The sequence below is a fragment of the Streptomyces sp. NPDC004732 genome (assembly GCF_040609235.1).
Classification (GTDB): Bacteria; Actinomycetota; Actinomycetes; order Streptomycetales; family Streptomycetaceae; genus Streptomyces.
In genome coordinates this window covers 729,136-747,876 of the sequence record NZ_JBEXJR010000003.1, presented here as the reverse complement: position 1 = coordinate 747,876, position 18,741 = coordinate 729,136, and the positions used below count along the sequence as shown (strand labels likewise).

The following is an 18,741-nucleotide window of genomic DNA, read 5'->3' as shown; positions in this document are numbered from 1 at the left end:
GTTGTGCTCTGGTCGCAGGCCCGTGGCACGGCGGGTGAGGGGGTTGCCCGGCGGGTGGCGGCCATGGAGTGGGGGCCCGCGGGAGCCCGCAGGCGCGCTCTCGTCTTGCCGTCGGGGCCGGGCTGGGGGCGGACCGCGCTCACCGGACTCGCCCGCTGCACCGGCCTCCGGGACGCCGTCACCCTCCTGAGCACGCCCCACCGCACGGCCGAAGCCCTGACCTCGGCCCGCGAAGCCCTCGCCGACCTGCGCAACGGCCGCGCCTAGGGACCCTCCGACGGGACGTCCGACGGATCTCCGCGCCGTCGGTGCATCCAAGTGGCGGTCCCGTGCGGAAAGCTGGGCATGGGCGGACGACCGGCGAGGGGCTTCATGCAGGACACGGACATCGCCATCGTGGGGGCAGGTGCGGCGGGCCTGTCGCTCGCCTACCGGCTGGCCGTCGGCCGTCCCGGTGGCCGGACGCCGTCGGTGGTCCTGGTCGACGCGCCCGCGGGGCCGCTGAAGCCCGCGGAGCGCACCTGGTGCTTCTGGGAGGAGCCGCACGGCGAGTTCGACGCCGCCCTGACCGCGGTCTGGGACACCCTGCGCGTCCGTGCCCCCGACGGCACCGCCGTCGCCGCCTCGCCCGCCCCGCTGCGCTACAAGATGCTGCGCTCCAGTTCCTTCGAGTCCCTCGTCGGCGACCGCCTCGCCGACGAGTCGAACGTGGCACGCCTGGAGGCGGTGGTCGAGGAGATCCGCGACGTCGGCAACGGCGCCGAGGTCCACACGCGCACACCCGGCGGGCGCCCCCTGACGCTGTGCGCCCGATGGGTGTTCGACTCGCGCCCGTTGAGAGTCCTGCCGCCGGGCAGGACCACGCTGCTGCAGCACTTCCACGGGTGGTTCGTCACGACCGACCGGCCCGCCTTCGACCCGCTGGTGGCGGACCTGATGGACTTCCGCACCCGCCAGCCCCCGCACGGCCTCTCCTTCGCCTACGTGCTGCCCATCAGCCCGCACCAGGCCCTGATCGAGTACACGGAGTTCTCCCGCCAGGTCCTCGACGACGAGGCGTACGACGAGGCGCTGAGGCAGTACTTGACCCACGAACTGGCCCTCGGCGCCCACGAAGTCGTCCGCGTGGAGCACGGCGTGATCCCCATGACCGACGCGCGCTTCCCGCGCCGCGCAGGGCGCTCCGTCTTCCGCATCGGCACCGCGGGCGGCGCGACCCGGCCCTCGACCGGGTACACCTTCGCCGCCATCCAGCGACAGACACGTGCCATCGCCGCCGCCTACCACCGGGGCCGCACCCCACAACCGCCCCCCGCGCACTCGGCGCGGTCACGGGCCATGGACGCCGTACTGCTGCGTGCCCTGGACACCGGCCGGGTGAGCGGGGCGTCGTTCTTCACCCGCCTCTTCCGCCAGGTCCCCATGGAGCGGCTGCTCCGCTTCCTCGACGGGCGCACCAGCGTCCGCGAGGACCTGACGATCGGGCTGCACACCCCCGTGGCCCCGATGCTGCGCACGGCCGCCGAGCTGCCCCGACTCCCCAAGTACCGGGCCCACGCCCCCGCTTCCGCCCCCACCCCGGCGCCCGCCCCCGGGGCCGGACGGTCGGCCGACCGGAAAGAGAACTGAGATGACCGTGCTGCGCGACGACACCCTGTCCGCCGCGTTCGACCACGCCGCCCGCACCTACGACCGGCTGGTCGCGGCCAACCCCGGCTACCACGCGCACCTCCGCCGCTCCGCCCGGCGGCTGCAACTGCCCGCTGGCGGCGCCGGGTTGCGGCTGCTCGACCTGGGCTGCGGGACCGGCGCCTCCACCGCGGCGCTGCGCAGCGTCGCGCCGCTGGCCGAGATCGTCGCGGTCGACGCGTCGGCGGGCATGCTGGAGCGCGCCGAGGCCAAGCCCTGGCCGCCCACCGTGACGTTCGTGCACGCCCCCGCCGAGGGGCTCGAACAGGCGGGTGTGGAGGGGCCCTTCGACGCGGTCTTCGCCGCCTACCTCTTCCGCAACCTCGCCGACCCGGACGCCGTCCTCGCCGCGGTCCGCGCGCTGCTCGCCCCGCACGGCCGACTGGCCGTGCACGAATACACCCTCAGCGGGCGCCTGACGGACCGTCTGGTGTGGACGGCCGTCTGCAGAGCGGTGGTGCAGCCCGCGGGCACCCTGGCCGGTGACGGCGCCCTCTACCGCCACCTGTTCCGCAGCGTGTCCGGCTTCGACACCGCCGACGCGTTCGCCGCACGCACCCGAAGGGCCGGGTTCACCCGCGTACGCGTTCTGCCGATGCCCGGCTGGCAGACCGGCATCGTGCACACCGTGCTGGCCTCGGCCGACGACTCCGGCGAGGCGGCCCGATGAACCGTCACGTCACGGCACCGGCCGCGGCGGCCCGCCGCGGCCGCGACCGCCGCGCCCGGGTGTGGCAGGCCCCGTCAGGACTCGCGCGCGTGCCACAGGGCCAGACCCGCACGACGGCCGTCGTGGGCGGCGGCCTCGCCGGTCTGGCCGCCGCCACGGCCCTGGCCGAACGCGGCGTCAAAGTGACCCTGTACGAGCGCGAGTACCAACTGGGCGGCCGCCTGGCAGGCTGGCCCATCGAGCTCGCCGACGGCTCCACGGCGACCATGACCCGCGGCTTCCACGCCTTCTTCCGCCAGTACTACAACCTGCGCGGCCTGCTGCGCCGGGTGGACCCCGGCCTGAGCACGCTGACCGGCCTGCCCGACTATCCGCTGCGGCACAGCGCGGGATTCCAGGACAGCTTCGCGAAGGTGCCGCGCACCCCGCCGTGGAGCGCGCTCGGCTTCGCCGCGCTGAGCCCCACCTTCGGCGTGCGCGACATGGCCCGGATGAACCCCCGCGCCGCACTGCCGCTGATGGATGTGCGCGTCCCCGAGATCTACCGGCAGCTCGACCGCACCAGCGCGCAAGAGCTGCTCGAACGCATCAGGTTCCCCGAAGCGGCCCACCACCTGGCCTTCGAGGTGTTCTCCCGCAGCTTCTTCGCCGACCCCCGCCAGCTGTCGGCCGCCGAACTCGCCCTCATGTTCCACATCTACTTCCTCGGCTCCAGCGAGGGCCTGCTCTTCGACGTACCGCAGGAACCCTTCCCCGCGGCCCTCTGGGAGCCGCTGGCCGACTACCTCACCGGTCACGGCGTCGACATCCGCACCGGGGACCCGGTGGAGAGCCTGCAACCGGCACCGGGCGGCGGGTTCCGTGTCACCACTGAGAACGGCGCAACACGGCACGACACCGTGGTGCTCGCCCTCGACACGGCGGGCCTGCAGCACGTCGTCGCACGGTCGCCCCGGCTGGCCGACCGCCAGTGGCGGGAGCGGGTCATGAGGTTGCGTACCGCCCCGCCCTTCCTCGTCTCCCGGCTGTGGCTCGACCGCCCCGTGGCCGCCGACCGCCCGGGGTTCATGGGGACCAGCGGATTCGGGTCCCTGGACAACGTCAGCGTGCTGGAACGGTGGGAGGGCGAGGCCCTGCGCTGGGTCGCCCGCACCGGCGGCTCGGTGGTCGAACTGCACGCCTACGCGGTGGAGTCGGGCGCCGACCGGACGGCGGAACAGGAACGCCTGCGGGTGCAGTTGCAGCGCCTCTACCCCGAGACGCGCGACGCCAAGATCGTGGACGAGCGGCACGAATGGCGTGCCGACTGCCCGCTGTTCGAGGTGGGCGGCTACCAGGACCGGCCCACCGTGCACACCGCGGACCCGGCCCTGACCGTCGCGGGCGACCTGGTCCGCGCCGATCTGCCCGCCGCCCTGATGGAGCGTGCCGTGACGACGGGATTCCTCGCCGCGAACGCGCTGCTCGCACGCTGGGGGCTGAGCGGCCAGACACTGTGGTCGGTGCCGGTCCGGGGGCGGGTGCGGGCGCTGCGGGCACTCAACCGGCTGGTCGGCACATGAGCCCGAGAACCGGCCCGGCCAAGGGGCCGGGCGACCCACTGACCCAGTGATCACTCGTCCGAGCGATCATGTGATCCGGCGTCCGGACAACTGGTGGAGGATGTCCACATGTTAGGCAGCGTTCCGGAGCCCGAGGACCTCTTCGTCGGGCGGGCGGCCGAGCGGGACAGGCTGGTCCCGGCTCTCACCGCGCATCGGTTGACCACCCTCACCGGACTGGGAGGCGTGGGGAAGACCCGGCTCGCCTCGCACACCCTCTGGTCCCTGCCGGACGCGGAGGCCGAGGCGCTGGGCGAGCTCTGCTGGGCCGATCTGGGCGCCCTGCCGGACGAGCGGCGGCTGGTCGAGACCGTGGCGGACGCCGTCGGGTTCGCGGACCACACGCACGGCAGGCCGACCGAGGCGCTCTGCGGCTGGCTGTCCGACCGGCGGATACTGCTGGTGCTCGACTCCTGCGAGCATCTCGTCGCCGCCTGCCGCGAGTTGCTCGGCGAGCTGCTCACGGCCTGCCCGCACCTCACCGTCCTGGTCACCAGCAGGCAGCGGCTCGACCTGCCCGTCGAAACCGTCATCGAGGTCGGCCCGCTGCCCCACGACGGGGACGCGACGGCCCTCTTCATCGACCGCGCCGTCGCCGTGGCTCCCGCCCTGCGCGTGCGCACCGCCCAGCAGGACGAGGACGCCGGCGAAATCTGCCGACTGCTCGACGGCGTCCCCCTCGCCCTCGAACTCGCCGCCGCGCAGGTCATGCACCACCCCCTCAAGGAACTCCGCAGCCGGTTGCAGGCGCAGGAGCCGACCCTGACGGCCGTGCGGCCCGTCTGGCCCCGCCGCCACCGCTCCCTGCGCACCGCCATGGGGTGGAGCCACGAACTCTGCGATCCGCTGGAGCGGTTGCTCTGGGCGCGGCTCTCGGTCTTCCGGGACACCTTCGACGAGGACGCCGCCCGCAGCGTCTGCTCAGGAGGGCCGATGTCCGCGGAGGCGGTCGGCACCGCGCTGCGCGGGCTGACGGTCAAGTCCGTGGTCAGCCGCAGGCCGGACGGCCGGTTCCGGCTCCTGGGCAGCGTCCGCGACTACGGCTGGATGTGGCTCGGCGAGCTCGGGCAGCGCGAGACGCTCCAGAACCGGCACGCCGCGCACTTCCTCGCCCTGGCCCGGGCGGCCGACGCGGGCTGGCTCGGCCAGGACCAGGCCACCTGGTACCGGACCATCGGCGAGGCCCACACCGACCTGTGCGCGGCGCTGGACCACCTCGTCGACACGGAGCCCCGCCGGGCCGTGGAACTCGCGGGCCTGGTCGGCTTCTTCTGGAGCTGCTGCGGCCACCTCCGCGAGGCCCGCGCCTATCTGACCCGGGCCCTGCCCCTCGCCCCGTCCCACACCCCGGAACGGGCCAAGGCGCAATGGGCGCTCGGTGTGGCCGCCCTGCTGCAGGGAGACCACCGCACGGCCAAGGACATCGGCCGCCGGTGCGCACGGGACGCGGCGCGCTCGGACGACGCCGAAGGACGCGTCGCGGCGGCCTATCTGCTGGGCATCACCCACCTGTTGGGCGGCCGGGCCGACGAGGCGCACATCGTGGCCGTCGACGCGCTCCGGCAGGCACCGGCGTCGCCCTTCGCCTCACCCTCGGTCCTGCGCTGCCACCTCGTCGAGGTGTTCGCCCTCACGGGCCTCGGCCGTCTGCCGGAGGCGGCGCGCAAGGCCGCCTCGCTGCGGGCCGGTTGCGTGGCCCGCGACGAGCGCTGGACGCGGGCCTACACCGACTACCAACTGGCGCTCATCGCGCTCCTCCAGGGCGAACCGGAGCGGGCCTCCGAGCACGCCCGCGCCATGCTGGCGGGCAAGCGCGGGCTCGGGGACAGCTTCGGCGTCGCACTCGGCATGGACCTGCTGGCCGCGGCGGCCGCGGCCCGGGGCCAGGGGGAGACGGCCGCGCTGCTCTCCGGCGCGGGCGAGTCGTGCTGGCGCTCGGTGGGGCACACGCAGCGGGGCATGCCCGAGCTGCGGGAGGTGCGCGAGACGTGCTGGCGGACGGCCCGCGCCACCGCGGGCGAGGAGGTCTTCGAGCGGGCGTTCCAACGCGGTATGGAGGCCGAGCCGGGCGCCGTGGTGGCCCTTGCGGTCGACGGGAGCCTCTCCAGCGGGGTGTGACGCGCCGTCCTTCCCATACGGGAACCGCGCTCAGCCCGGAAACCGGCCCGAGCTGCGCAGCGTCCAGCGGCGCTCCGCGTACGCCAGGTCGTCGCGCCACAGACGGCCCGCCGCCGCCCGCATGAGGGGCCGCAGCGCGGGCGCAGCGGCCTTGGCGGCGAGGAAGCCGGGGCGCCCGGACGTGGCGATCACCGCTTCGACGACCGCGGTACGGGGGTGCCCTGCCCGGTCCCTGCCCAGGGGCGTCGCATGGGTCTCCACCACGGAACCCGCGCCCTCGCCACGGGTGATGTGCATGATGACGGTGCGGGGCTCCGGGGCGGTGAAGACCGCCCGCACCGGCACGACCGCGCGCCCCGCCACCTTGAAGGACACGTCGACGGTGAACGCGTCCTGCTGCGGATCGTCCTGGTCGTCGTCCGTGAGGGGGGCCACGGTCAGATCGACGAAGGAGTACGGGTGGAACCACGCGCCGTGCCACGGGTCGAGCCGGTTGGCGACGACGTCCTCGGGCTCGCAGCGCCCGCCCACCGTCATCACGGCCGCCACGCTGTGCGCGAGGGCGGGGCGCCGGGGGAGCACGGGCCGGTCCAGCGGCCGTTCGCCGCCGATGTCGTCGAGCCTGACCCAGAGCAGCACTCCGTCGTCGAAGGCGGGGTAGGGGCTCCAGCCCGCGAACGGCTGCCCGTCCAGGGACATGCCGTGCCAGTGGCAGATCAGCGTGCCGCAGCGCACCGGGCTGTCCTTGAGCGGTGCGCCCAGGTGCGGGCAGGCGCCCGGGCCCGCCCGCAGCACTCCCTCGGCGTCGCGCCACAGGACGAGCTCCCGCCCCGCCACCGTGCGGCCCAGCGGACGGTCGTCCCTGAGCTGCCGGGTGGCGCCCACCACGTACCAGTTGCCGGAAGGGCGGCTCTGGGCGCGCTTCAACGCGGCGGCGATCACGGCCGGTCGGGCTTCGCGCCACGTCGGGCGCTGGTCCTCCCAGGCGACGGGGCGACGGCGCAGCCGCAGCGGGTAGCGCCCGGGCTCGGGGGAGCGGCTGCTGCTCATACCGGTCACACCGGTTCCTTCCGGGACGGTGGGGTGCACGCGCCGTCGGGCGACGGCGCGTGTCCGTGCGGGGCGGGCGGCAGCGCGGGGCCGCCGTCCTGACGGTGCCTCAGCCGTGCGGCGGCCACCCGGACCAGGCCGTCGCAGGCGACCATGGCGCGACGGCGGCGGGAGACGACCGCCCGACGGTGCAGGACGGCGTACCCGTCGTCGGCGATCGCGTCCAGGATCGCGCCGTACAGCACGAAGGCGGTGCGGATGCAGGGGCGTGCGACGGGATCCAGCATGGCCAGGCCCGGTGCGGCCGTGCGGTAGACGCCGCGGGTGAAAGCGGCGGCAGCCTGCAGCGCCTCCGTGACCCTGGGGTCCGTGCGTCCGGTGGTGCGGCTCCAGTGCAGCAGCGCGCGGTCGACGCCGTGCGCGGCGAGCAACTCCTGCGGCAGATAGGTCCGGCCGCGGTCCAGGTCCTCACCCACATCCCGCAAGAAGTTGGTGAGCTGGAAGGCGACACCCAGGGCGGCGGCGTGCGGGGCGGCCTCGGCGCGGGGGACGACGGTGCCGAGCACGGGCAGCATCTGCAGACCGATGACGGCGGCCGAGCCATGCATGTACCGCTCCAGATCCTGATAGGTGGGGTACTCGGTCACCTCCAGGTCCAGCCGCATCGACGTCATGAAGTCGCTGAAGTGCTGCGAGTCGATGGCGTACCGGCGGGCGGTGTCGGCCAGGGCCGTCACGACGGGTTCGCTGCTCGACCCGGTCCGCATCCCCCGCTCCAGCTGGACCTGGAGCCGACGCAGTGCCAGGGAGCGCTCGGCGGGTGCGGTCGTGACCTCCAGGTCGTCGACGATGTCGTCGGCCCACCGTGCGAAGCCGTACAGGGCGTGCACGGCGGGCCGTCGCTCCAAGGGCAGCAGTCGGGTCGCCAGGAAGTACGTCTTGCCGTGGCGGGCGTTGAGGCGTCGGCAGTGGCTGTAGGCGGCGCGCAGCACGGGGTCGGTGATCGCCGCCGCGTCCAGCTCCCGGGTGCTCATCCGTTCCCCGCCGTGATGCGCGCGGCGGCCAGCTTGCCGGAGATCAGGACCGTGGGCACGCCCACACCGGGCGTGGTGCCGCAGCCCGCGAGGACCGCGTTGTCCGTGCCCCGCACCAGGTTCCGGGGCCGGAAGGGGCCGGTCTGCGCGAAGGTGTGGGCGGCGGAGAACGGGGTGCCCGCGGCATGGCCCTGGGCTGTCCAGTCCGCGGGGGTCACCAGGCACTCCTCTTCGACGGCCGCCCCGATCCCGGTCAGTCCGCGCCGCTCCAGTTCGGCGAGGATGCTGTCGCGGTAGCGGGGCGCGAGGTCGGTCCAGTCCCGTGCGGCGGGACCGATGTCGGTGTTGGGGCAGGGGGCAAGCACGTAGTGCAGATGGCGGCCCGGCGGGGCCAGGGCGGGATCGGTGGCCGTCGGCCGGGTGATGAGCAGGGACGGGTCGGACATGAGGTTCCCGGTGCGGGTCAGTTCGTCGAAGGTGCGCTTCCAGGCCGACCCGAAGGAGATCGTGTGGTGGGCCAGTTGGGGCCAGGTGCGGTCGGTCCCGAGGTGCAGGACCACGGCGGACGGCGAGTGCCGCAGCGGCGTCGGACGGCGCGGTGCGCGCCCCAGGAGTCCGTATGCGACGGGGAGGTCCGGGGTGAGGACGACAGCGTCGCAGGGGATGCGGTCCCGGTCGGTGACGACGGCCGTGATCCGGGAGCCGGACCGCTCGAGGTGCTGGACCGTGTGCCCGTACCGGAGGTCGGCGCCTGCGTGCGCGGCGGCGTCCGCCATGGCCCGCGGCAGGGCGTGCATGCCGCCCCGCGGGAAGTACACCCCTGCGACGGTGTCCATGTAGGCGATGACCGCATAGGCGGCCAGGGCCCTGGCCGGTGGCACGCCCGCGTACAGCGCCTGGAAGGAGAAGACCCGCCGCAGCCGCTCGTCGGAGATGAACGAGGCGATACGTGCGTCCAGGCGCCCGAAGCCGCCGAGCGCGGCGAGCCGGGCCAGATCGGGGGTCAGCAGTTGCAGCGGCGAGTCGAAGTTGGCGTCGATGAACCGGCGCATCTGGAGCCGGTAGAGCTGCGTCAGCCAGGCGCGCAGCCGCCGGTATCCCACCGCCTGCCGGGCACCGGCGAAGCGTTCGATCTCGGCTTCCATGGCTTCGGGGGAGGTGTGCACGTCCAGTGCGCTGCCGTCGGCGAACCGGGCCCGGTAGGCCGGGTGCAGCGCCACGAGGTCCAGCCGGTCGCGCAGGCTCTCGCCCACCGCGGCGAAGGCGTCCTCGACGAGTTCCGGCATGGTCAGGACCGTGGGGCCGGTGTCGATCCGGTAGCCCGCCCGCTCCAACGACCCGGCCCGGCCGCCCGGGTGGTCGGCGCGTTCGACCACCGTGACCGCGCGGCCCGAGCCCAGCAGGTGCAGGGCGGCTGACAGGCCCGCGAGCCCCGCGCCCACGACCACGACGTGGTCGGTCCGCCCAGGAATGGTCCTCATCGGCTCCCGCTCTCGGTCCGGGGAAGGTGCAGGGCCGCCGTCCCGTCGGCCGGGGACAGACCGGCCACACGGAGGAAGAGGTCGTGCAGTCGCCGTTCCGCGTGCGGGACCAGGACACCGGAGGCGAGGTGCCGGTGCGCCTGCCGGACCAGACGGCGGATCTTGTCCTCGACGATCTGGCGGGCCCCGGTCGAAACGAATGCCTCCCGCACCCTGTGCACGTCGTCGTCGTCCAGGTCGGCCCGGCCCACACAGCGGGCGAGGAGCGCGAGCACGTCGTGGTCCGCCGCGGTCTCGGCCCGGGCGGTGGCCACGGCCAGGAGGTACGTGCCTTGCCGTCGCGAATGTCGTCCCCGGAGGGCTTGCCGGTCTCCCCGGGCTCGCCGAACGCGCCGAAGAGGTCGTCCCGTAGTTGGAAAGCGATTCCGGCGCAGCGCCCCGCCGAGCACAGGGCGCGGGTCGTCGCCTCGTCGGCACCGGCCAGCGCCGCGCCGAACGCCAGCGGGCGTTCCACCGAGTACAGGGCGCTCTTGAGCGCGGCCGTCCGGACGGATCTGATCATCGACCGCGCACCGGTGGCCTGTGCCTGGAGGTCCAGGTACTGGCCCGCCACCATCTCCGCCCGCATGGCCTGCCACAGTCCGCGGACCCGGGGCGCCTGCACCGCGTCGAGACCGGTCGCGGCGACCACGTCGTCGGCCCAGCTGAGCGCCAGATCACCGGCGAGGATCGCGGCGGCCACTCCGAAGGGCTGAGCCTGCCGTATGGAGGGGCCGTACTGATTCTGGAGTTGTACGTGGAGGGCGTCCCGGCCCCGGCGCAGCGGTGAGCCGTCCATGACGTCGTCGTGCACCAGGGCGCACGTCTGGATGAGTTCGAGTCCCGCGGCCAGCTGCAGGGCCGCGTCCGCCTGACCGGACCCGGCACCTCCCGCACACGCCCGCAGCCCCCACCACAGGAACCGGGAGCGAATGCGCTTGCCGCCGCGCAGGGTGAACCGGGCCACGCGGGCCGCGATGTCCCCGGCGAAGGTGGGATCGATGGCCCTGGCTTCCTCCAGCCGTTGGTGGAGGATCTCCTCCAACGTGCGCTGCACCGCGGCGGACACGTCGGCGTCGATGACGTATGCGCCCTCGCGTGCGCCCTCGTGTGTGCCCTGCCGTGCGCCGTCGTGTGCGCCCTCACCACCCAGGGTGTTCTGCTTCGTCCCCTCTGCGGATCCCGAGCGCATGGAGCGTCCTCCCAGCCGTGGCACTTGATCGATACGGGCTACAGAACGCTTCGGCCGCCGAGGGCCCCTCGGATGCACCCGCACGCCACGAACCGGCCCGTCACCGCCACGGCACGGGCGGAGGCCCCGCTACCGCCGCGCCGCCCTCAACCAGCCGACCTGGCCATGAATTTGGCCATCTCATTGCCGAATTTGGGTCGAAATTGCGTCAGGCATCCGGACGTCGGCACGGCGGCCCCGACTCCGGGTCGCAGGCGCCCGCGAGCGGGGGGACCCGCATATGCCCTGGTCACGGGGCGTGTCCTCGCCGTTACAGATGTGTGAGCGTTCACCGAATCGCCGATCCGGCGCCAAAGGGCAGGCACAAATTCCACACATCCCCTCTCCATGTCCGTCCCCATGCTCTAGATTGTCCGTGCTTCAGCTGTTCGGGCACGAGGCGACCATTAATGATCAATAGGTCCGGCGCTACGGACAGCGAGCAGTCGCGTCCTCGGTGTCAGACGTGGGGGTGATCAATTTTTGGAGCCCGATTAGGGGCTTTGGGTGCGGGGAGCGCCCGGGGTTTCGGCGGGTTCCGGCACCGGTTCGAGAGTCTGGCCAGGCGTGCATTCGGTTGCCGCCAGGGGTGGGTTGTTCAAATAGCGCTGGAATAGCCGGGAAGTCATGCGCGTGGGGCGCGGTCTTCCCGCGGGGAGGAACGGCGCGGTACGGGAGGCGGGGGCCTCCCGAGGGGTGGAACAGCGCGGGGGGCGGGGGCCTCCCGGGGGGAGGGGACAGTGCTGGGCGAACACGTCGAACCACTGGGGACCTGGGGGGTTCTGTGCGGCAGGGGGGATTAGTCAGCCCGTTTCCGTCGGCGCGCAATCGTCTGACGAATGGAACAATCAACCAACCCGCAACCGAATGGGAGCAGCGGTACCGACGTACCGTGATCACCAGCGATACCGTGGCTACCGCTTTCGTGGTGGCGGGAATCGGTATCTTCTTCGGGGCCCGGGATGCGGCCAACTGGCACGAGAAGTGGGGCATTCTCGCATTCGGCACCGAGTTACTGGTGCTGGCAGCGCTTGCTATGAGCCGTGCATGGGCTCCGTCCGTGCTCGGCCAAGGCGCCGAGGAATTCAGGCGGCTCGGCCGCTCGTTGTTCACGGCCGTTGTCGTACTCGCGCTCGGCGGAATCGCCCTCACATCGCGGAACATCAAGCTCTGGATCTTCGTCGCGATCCCCGCGATCGGGCTCCTCACGATGACCGCGCGGTATCTGCTGCGCCTGCGGCTGCACAAGCAGCGGCAGGACGGCCGGTGTCTGCGACCGGTGCTCGCCGCCGGGAGCCCGGCCACCGTGCTCGACCTGATCAGCAGGGCCCGCAAGTTCCCGCATCTCGGCTGGCGGGTGGAGGCGGTGTGCACGGCGGACGGCCTCGGGCCCGACGGCGACCATCTGGACGGCGTGCCGATCGTCGGCGGCCTCGCGGACGTCGCGGGCCACGTGCGCCGCGACGGCTACCGGGTCGTCGCGGTCACACCGGATCCGCACTGGTCCCCCGACCGGCTGCAGCGGCTGGCCTGGAACCTCGAAGGCAGCGATGCCGAGATGGTCGTGGCCCCCGTCCTGATGGAGGTGGCGGGACCGCGGCTGCACGTCGACGCGGTGCTCGGCATCCCGCTGCTGCGGGTCAGCATGCCGGCCTTCACCGGCGGCCGCCGGGTCGTCAAAGGGGTCGTCGACCGGCTGGGCGCGGCGATCCTGCTGATGCTCTTCGCACCGCTGATGGTGCTCGTCGGGCTGCTCGTCCTGGCGGACAGCCGGGGAGGGGCGCTCTACCGGCAGCGAAGAGTCGGCAAGGACGGCCGCGAGTTCACCATCTTCAAGTTCCGCACCATGGTCACCGGGGCGCACAGCGCGCGCGCCCAGCTGGCCGACAGCAACGAGGGCGCAGGACTGCTGTTCAAGCTCCGCCGTGACCCGCGGGTCACCCGGGTGGGAGCAGTGCTGCGCCGGTACTCGATCGACGAGCTCCCGCAGCTGTTCAACGTCCTCACCGGATCGATGTCGCTCGTCGGGCCGCGGCCTCCGCTGCCCGAGGAGTCCGCCGCGTACGGCCCGGACATCCGGCGGCGGTTGCTGGTCAAGCCGGGGCTCACCGGCCTGTGGCAGATCAGCGGACGCAGTGACCTGCCGTGGGAGGAGGCGGTCCGCCTCGACCTGCGCTACGTCGAGGACTGGTCGCTCGCCCTCGACACGGTGATCTTGTGGAAGACACTGCGCGCGGTGATCCACGGGCAGGGGGCGTACTGATGCGCGGGGACCGGCGTCCGATACGGACGCGAACAGCAGGCCGGGAGGGCCTGCCTGGGGGGAGTAAGCAGTCATGAAGATCAGCGTTTTCGGGCTCGGCTACGTGGGCTGCGTATCGGCCGCGTGCCTGGCCGGTATGGGGCACGAGGTCATCGGCGTCGACGTGAACCAGGTGAAGGTCGACCTGGTCAACGACGGCAAGGCCCCGGTGGTCGAGGAGCGGATCGGCGAGCTCACCGCCGAGGTCGTGCGGACCGGTGCGTTGCGCGCCACCGCCGACGTCCGTGAGGCGATCATGAACAGCGAGGTGTCGCTGATCTGCGTGGGCACGCCGTCGGAGCCCAACGGCAGCCTGTGCACCACGTACTTGGAGCGCGTCACCGAACAGATCGGTGCCGCGCTGGCCGAGCGGGGCGGACGGCAGACCGTCGTGTTCCGCAGCACCATGCTTCCCGGCACCTGCCTGAACCTGCTCGTGCCGATCCTGGAGAAGCACGTCGGCGGCACGGCGGGGGTGGACTTCGGGGTCGCGGTCAACCCGGAGTTCCTGCGCGAGGGCACGAGCGTGCGGGACTTCTTCGACCCGCCCAAGACCGTCATCGGCGAGCTCGACCCGGCGAGCGGCGACGCGGTGGCTGCGCTGTACGAAGGGCTGCCCGGCGAGGTGTTCCGGGTGCCGGTCCCGACGGCCGAGGCGATCAAGTACGCGGACAACGCGTTCCACGGCCTCAAGATCGGCTTCGCGAACGAGCTGGGCGCGGTGTGCCAGGCGCTCGGTGTGGACTCGCACCAGGTCATGGACGTGTTCATGGCCGACCGCAAGCTGAACATCAGCCCCGCCTACCTGCGGCCCGGCTTCGCCTTCGGCGGCTCCTGCCTGCCCAAGGACCTGCGCAGCCTGGTATACGCCGCGCAGCGGGCCGACGTCTCGGTGCCCATCCTCGCCCATGTGCTGCCGTCCAACGCCGACCATCTGCAGCGCGCGGTGGAGCTGGTCGAGCGCACCGGCAAGCGCCGGGTGGGCCTGTTCGGCCTCTCCTTCAAGCCCGGCACCGACGACCTCCGCGAGAGCCCACTCGTGGAACTGGCGGAGAGACTCTTCGGCAAGGGTTACGACCTGCGTATCTACGACGCCAACGTGAGCCTGTCCCGGCTGATCGGCGCGAACCGCGAGTACATCGAGACCCGGCTGCCGCACCTCGCGCAGCTGCTCGCGGACTCCGTCGACGAGGTCCTTGAGCACGCCGACGTGTGCCTGGTCGGAACCAGGGACCCCGCCGTGCTCTCGGCCCTGCCCCATGGCGAAGGACCGGTTCTCATCGACCTCATCCACCTTCCCGACGCCGCTGCGCGCCGGGCCGAACCTGGGTACGTGGGCCTTGCTTGGTAAAGCAACACATGGCGGCCGGACCGGCCGCCGAGCGCTGATTCTGGTGGAGAACCTGTCCGTCCCGTTCGACCGGCGGGTGTGGCAGGAGTGCACGACGCTTCGCGACGCGGGATGGACGGTGCACGTCATCTGTCCCCAGGGGAGCAAGCGGGACACCGAGCCGGAGGCGGTGATCGACGGGGTGCGGATCCACCGCTACCCGTTGCGCGCCGCCACGGGAGGACCGGCCGGCTATCTGCGGGAGTACGGATCGGCGCTGTGGCACACGGCCCGGCTGGCCCGCAAGGTCGGCCCGGTCGATGTGGTGCACGCCTGCAACCCGCCCGACCTGCTGTTCCTGCCTGCCATGTGGCTGAAGCGGAGCGGTGCGCGATTCGTGTTCGACCAGCACGACCTGGTGCCCGAGCTGTACCTCTCCCGGTTCGACCGGGGCGAGGACCTGCTCTACCGCGGTGTGTGCGCGCTGGAACGGATGACCTACCGCGCCGCGGACGTCGTGCTCGCCACCAACGAGAGCTACCGGGACGTCGCGGTGCGCCGCGGCGGCAAGAAGCCCGCGGACGTCTTCGTGGTGCGCAGCGCGCCCCAGGTCGACCGCTTCCAACCGGTGCCGCCCGAGCCGGAGTTGAAGCGCGGCAAGCCGCATCTGCTGTGCTATCTCGGCGTGATGGGCCCGCAGGACGGCGTCGACTACGCCCTGCGGTCCCTCGCGAAGCTGCGCGACGACCTCGGCAGGACCGACTGGCACGCGGTGTTCGTCGGCGCGGGCGACGCCTTCGACGCGATGGTGGAGCTGTCCGGGCGGCTCGGACTCTCCGAGCAGGTGCAGTTCACCGGGCGCATCCCGGACGCCGACCTGGTGCGCTACCTCTCCACCGCGGACGTCTGCCTCTCGCCCGACCCGCGCAATCCGCTCAACGACGTGTCGACCATGAACAAGGTCCTTGAGTACATGGCGATGGGCCGCCCGATCGTCTCGTTCGATCTGCGGGAGGCCCGGGTCTCCGCCGGTGACGCCGCCGTCTACGCGCCCGCCAACGACGAGGCGCAGTTCGCCGAGCTCATCACGGTGCTGCTCGACGACCCGGAGAAGCGGGCCCGGATGGGCAAGATCGGCCAGGAGCGGATCGGCGGACAGCTCTCCTGGCAGAACTCCCAGCGCCAGCTGCTCGCCGCCTACACCGCCGCCTGCCGTGACCGTGCTTCGGTGCCGACGGGCGCCCCGGGACGGATGGGGAGGAGGCCGCACCGTTGAGCGACGACACGATACGCCTGGCCACGATCGGCCGGATCCTCCGTCGGCGCTGGCGGCTCCTGGCCGTACTCGCCGTGGTGGGCGCGCTCTTCGGTTACGGCACCTCGGTGCTGCTCTTCCCGCCGCGGTACACGGCGTCGGCATCCGTCCTGCTGCCCGGGCAGTGGGAGGAACGCGAACTGCTCACCCAGGCGCAGGTCGCAACGAGTTCGTCGGTGGTCGACCGCGCGGCCGCCGAGCTCGGCTGGAAGGACGTCAGCGCCGCCGAGCTGAAGGACAAAGTGAGCGCCAAAGCCACCGACGGGAACATCATCAAGATTTTGGGTACGGCCGAGAGCCCGGAGCGCGCACAGCAGCTCTCCGACCGCATGGCCCAGCAGTTCGTCGCCTTCAACGCACGGCTCACGGGCGGCAACACCGACTCCGGAGCGGACACCGGCCCCGAGGCGCTGCGCAAGAAGATCGAGGCGACCAACCGCCGCATCAGCGACCTGGCCGAGGCGGCCGACCCGGGACGGACCGTGGAAAGCGTCCAGGCCCGCACCTCGCTCGAGAAGCTGCGCGCCTCGCTGGAGGAGGCCATGAAGAAGCTGGACCAGGCCGAAACCGTGTCCAGCAAGGCAGGCATGGTCGTCATGGGGCCCTCGCCCCGGCCGACCGGCGAGGCACCACCGACCAGAAACCAGCTCATGATCGGCGGGGCGGCGCTGTTCCTGGTGTCCGCCGTCATCGGCCACCTCGCCGCCGCCCGCATGAACCGCAGGCTGCGCACGGAACCCGAGATCGCCGCGGCGCTGAGCACGGAGCTGCTCGGCACCGTCGACGTACCCGGTGACCGGCACAGCCAGGCGGAGGGCGGCGGCCTGCGGGCCCGGATCCGCCGCATCCTCGGCACCGACACCCGGTGGGACACACCGGTCCCGCAGCGATCGGGCGACGAGGCAAGCAGACGGATCCGCTACCGGCGCGTGTGCGCCCGCCTCCGCAACAAGCTGCCCGCCCCCCGGCGCCTGCTGGTCGTCGTCCCCGACGGCGACGAGATAGCCCGCCGGGCCGCGGACCAGCTCGTCACCGAGGCCGCGAGCGATCCCTCGGCCACCGGCGCGAACAGGGGACACCCCATGCTCCGCGTGGTGGAGGTCCCGGTGACCCGGCCGATGGTGCCGGACCGCGACACCGAGTCCGGTGCCCTGGTCGTGCTCAGCGCGGGCAGCTGGACCGCGGGCGAGCTCGCAGGCATAGCCGAGGCGTGTGCGGACGGCAGGCACGAGGTCGTCGGCGTCGTCGTCGCCGGTGCGGTCCGAGCCCGTCCGGCACGCTCCGCCGACCAGCCTCCGGAGAAGGCCACCCTGGCCCTCGCCGTGCGCGGCAACGCGACGGGAGGTTCGGCGTGATGACGAGCACGACTGCGGACGCGCCCACGGCCACTCCGCTCTTCGACCTCCAGGCGCTGGTGGTGTCGGTGCGCAGGCGCCGCCGCCTCTGGTGCTCCCTGGCACTCCTGGGACTGCTGATCGGCGCGGTGCTCGCGGTCGCGATGCCGCCGCCGCCGAGCGCGGCGACCAAGGTGCTGGTCGCGCACCAGGAGGACCAGCCCAACGACACCGGAACACTGATCCGCACCGACGTCCAGCTGCTCGGGACCACCCGGATCGCGGGCGAGGCCCTGAAGTCCCTCAAGTCCGCCGAGAAACCGGAAGACTTCCTCCAGGACTACCGGGGCACCGGCCTCACCAACAACCTGATGCAGATCGATGTGACGGGTGCGAGCGAAGCCGACGCGGTGGCCCGGGCCAAGGCGCTGGCCGACGCGTTCGTCGCGGACCATGTGCAGCGGATGCAGAAGGCCGCGAAGGCCGAGGCCAAGGCCCTGCGTGAGCAGCGTGACCGCATGCGGGAAGAGCTCGCCCAGGTCAACAAGGCGATAGGAAACAGGACGCCGGAGAGCGACCCGCAGGGCTCGGCGAGCATCGAGTCGCTCTTCTCCCGGCGGGCCGAACTCACCTCGCGCATATCCGACTTCGGCCAGCGCGCCGAGGAAGCGGGCATGGGCACGCCCAAGCTCGTCGCCGGTACGCAGATCGTGGACGCCCCGCGCGCGGTGAAGTACTCCATGCCCAGGTCCGTCGCCACCAAGGCCGGGATCGGGCTCGTCCTCGGGCTCGTCCTCGGTCTCGCGGTCGCCGCCGTCAGTTCGGTGGTGGCGGACCGCCCCGTGCTGCGCCGGGAGATCGCGGCGAACCTGGGCGCCTCGGTCATCGCCGAAATGCGCAGGGTGCACCGCAGGCCGGGCGGACTGTGGCCGTTCCGGCGCACCAGGGCGGCCCGCGAACGGCTCACCGTGACCCTGGCCCGCACCGCACGCCGGTCCAGAGAACCGGTGTCGCTGCTGGAACTGGGCTGTGCGCGCAGTGCGAGCGCCATCGCCCTGGACGTCGCGGGGGAACTGGCGACGGAGGAACCCGTGGTCGTCATCGACGGCCTGCCCGGCACGGAGCTCGCCAACAGCCGCCGGACACCGGGGGACGTGACCGTGGTCAGCGGCGAACGTGCCGCGGGCGTGTCGCACCAGACCCGCAGGCTCGGCGTCGGCTCGGTCGCGCCCGGCACCGCGTGGACCGACCTCCAGTACCTCGGCAGCCAGACCGTGCTCGTCGTACGGGCCGGGCACGGCAGCGCGGCATGGCTGCACACCGTGGCGCGGCAGCTCGCGGACCAGCGGATTCCGGTGATCGGTGTGGTGCTGATCGACCCCGATCCGCGTGACCGGTCCGACGGCACGCTGTGGGACGGGCTGCACACCGCGCTGCGCGGCCCTTATGAGCGGCCGGCCCGGCAGAGCGGGACGAGCCAGCCACGGACGGAACGGTCGTCGATGTCGGCCGCGCGGGTCCCGTACAGCGACCAGGAGGCCAGGTAG

The 18,741-nt window shown here is 72.6% G+C and carries 13 protein-coding genes and 2 pseudogenes; 10 read left to right on the top strand and 5 right to left on the bottom strand.

Translation table 11 applies throughout. From position 1 onward, the window contains the following. The 5 genes and pseudogenes from ABZV77_RS12500 to ABZV77_RS12480 form a co-directional block, all read left to right on the top strand. Positions 1-267, top strand: a pseudogene (locus ABZV77_RS12500) (hypothetical protein); the annotation flags it as partial. 105 nt (positions 268-372) lie between these two features. Next, on the top strand, positions 373-1,629 hold the full coding sequence (locus tag ABZV77_RS12495) for a lycopene cyclase family protein (protein ID WP_356254247.1): 1,257 nt from the start codon (positions 373-375) through the stop codon (positions 1,627-1,629). 1 nt (position 1,630) lies between these two features. Beyond that, entirely contained in the window at positions 1,631-2,359 is a 729-nt protein-coding gene (locus ABZV77_RS12490) for a class I SAM-dependent methyltransferase (protein ID WP_356254244.1), read from the top strand. Further along, entirely contained in the window at positions 2,356-3,921 is a 1,566-nt protein-coding gene (locus ABZV77_RS12485) for an FAD-dependent oxidoreductase (protein ID WP_356254241.1), read from the top strand. Before ABZV77_RS12490 ends, ABZV77_RS12485 begins: the two co-directional genes overlap by 4 nt. A gap of 108 nt (positions 3,922-4,029) precedes the next feature. Next, positions 4,030-6,078 carry a regulator gene (locus ABZV77_RS12480; RefSeq protein WP_356254239.1) on the top strand — a complete coding sequence of 683 codons (2,049 nt, stop codon included), beginning with the start codon at positions 4,030-4,032 and terminating at the stop codon, positions 6,076-6,078. Positions 6,079-6,108: 30 nt separating this feature from the next. Here the strand turns inward: ABZV77_RS12480 and ABZV77_RS12475 are convergent, their stop codons facing one another. The 5 genes and pseudogenes from ABZV77_RS12475 to ABZV77_RS12455 form a co-directional block, all read right to left on the bottom strand. Beyond that, positions 6,109-7,128: a DUF5914 domain-containing protein gene (locus ABZV77_RS12475; protein ID WP_356254236.1), complete on the bottom strand. Its 1,020-nt coding sequence runs from the start codon at positions 7,126-7,128 to the stop codon at positions 6,109-6,111. A 5-nt stretch (positions 7,129-7,133) separates the two neighbouring features. Next, complete coding sequence (locus tag ABZV77_RS12470; protein WP_356254336.1) at positions 7,134-8,162, bottom strand: phytoene/squalene synthase family protein; 1,029 nt, start codon at positions 8,160-8,162, stop codon at positions 7,134-7,136. Next, positions 8,159-9,643, bottom strand: coding sequence for a phytoene desaturase (locus tag ABZV77_RS12465; protein ID WP_356254233.1), 1,485 nt, complete (start codon positions 9,641-9,643; stop codon positions 8,159-8,161). The genes ABZV77_RS12470 and ABZV77_RS12465 overlap by 4 nt, the downstream gene beginning before the upstream one ends. Further along, positions 9,640-9,957 carry a hypothetical protein gene (locus ABZV77_RS12460; RefSeq protein ID WP_356254230.1) on the bottom strand — a complete coding sequence of 106 codons (318 nt, stop codon included), beginning with the start codon at positions 9,955-9,957 and terminating at the stop codon, positions 9,640-9,642. The genes ABZV77_RS12465 and ABZV77_RS12460 overlap by 4 nt, the downstream gene beginning before the upstream one ends. Positions 9,958-10,031: 74 nt before the next feature. Further along, positions 10,032-10,874: pseudogene (locus ABZV77_RS12455) on the bottom strand (polyprenyl synthetase family protein); the annotation flags it as partial. Positions 10,875-11,697: 823 nt separating this feature from the next. Between ABZV77_RS12455 and ABZV77_RS12450 the strand changes: the two are divergent. The 5 genes from ABZV77_RS12450 (at position 11,698) to ABZV77_RS12430 (ending at position 18,741) form a co-directional block, all read left to right on the top strand. Next, positions 11,698-13,176, top strand: coding sequence for a sugar transferase (locus ABZV77_RS12450; RefSeq protein WP_356254227.1), 1,479 nt, complete (start codon positions 11,698-11,700; stop codon positions 13,174-13,176). 73 nt (positions 13,177-13,249) lie between these two features. After that, positions 13,250-14,566: a nucleotide sugar dehydrogenase gene (locus ABZV77_RS12445; protein WP_356254225.1), complete on the top strand. Its 1,317-nt coding sequence runs from the start codon at positions 13,250-13,252 to the stop codon at positions 14,564-14,566. Continuing rightward, a complete protein-coding gene (locus tag ABZV77_RS12440; RefSeq protein ID WP_356254333.1) occupies positions 14,523-15,821 on the top strand; it encodes a glycosyltransferase family 4 protein in 1,299 nt (432 codons plus the stop codon). The genes ABZV77_RS12445 and ABZV77_RS12440 overlap by 44 nt, the downstream gene beginning before the upstream one ends. Next, positions 15,818-17,215 carry a Wzz/FepE/Etk N-terminal domain-containing protein gene (locus ABZV77_RS12435; protein WP_356254222.1) on the top strand — a complete coding sequence of 466 codons (1,398 nt, stop codon included), beginning with the start codon at positions 15,818-15,820 and terminating at the stop codon, positions 17,213-17,215. The genes ABZV77_RS12440 and ABZV77_RS12435 overlap by 4 nt, the downstream gene beginning before the upstream one ends. Further along, a complete protein-coding gene (locus ABZV77_RS12430) occupies positions 17,212-18,741 on the top strand; it encodes a Wzz/FepE/Etk N-terminal domain-containing protein (protein ID WP_356254219.1) in 1,530 nt (509 codons plus the stop codon). Before ABZV77_RS12435 ends, ABZV77_RS12430 begins: the two co-directional genes overlap by 4 nt.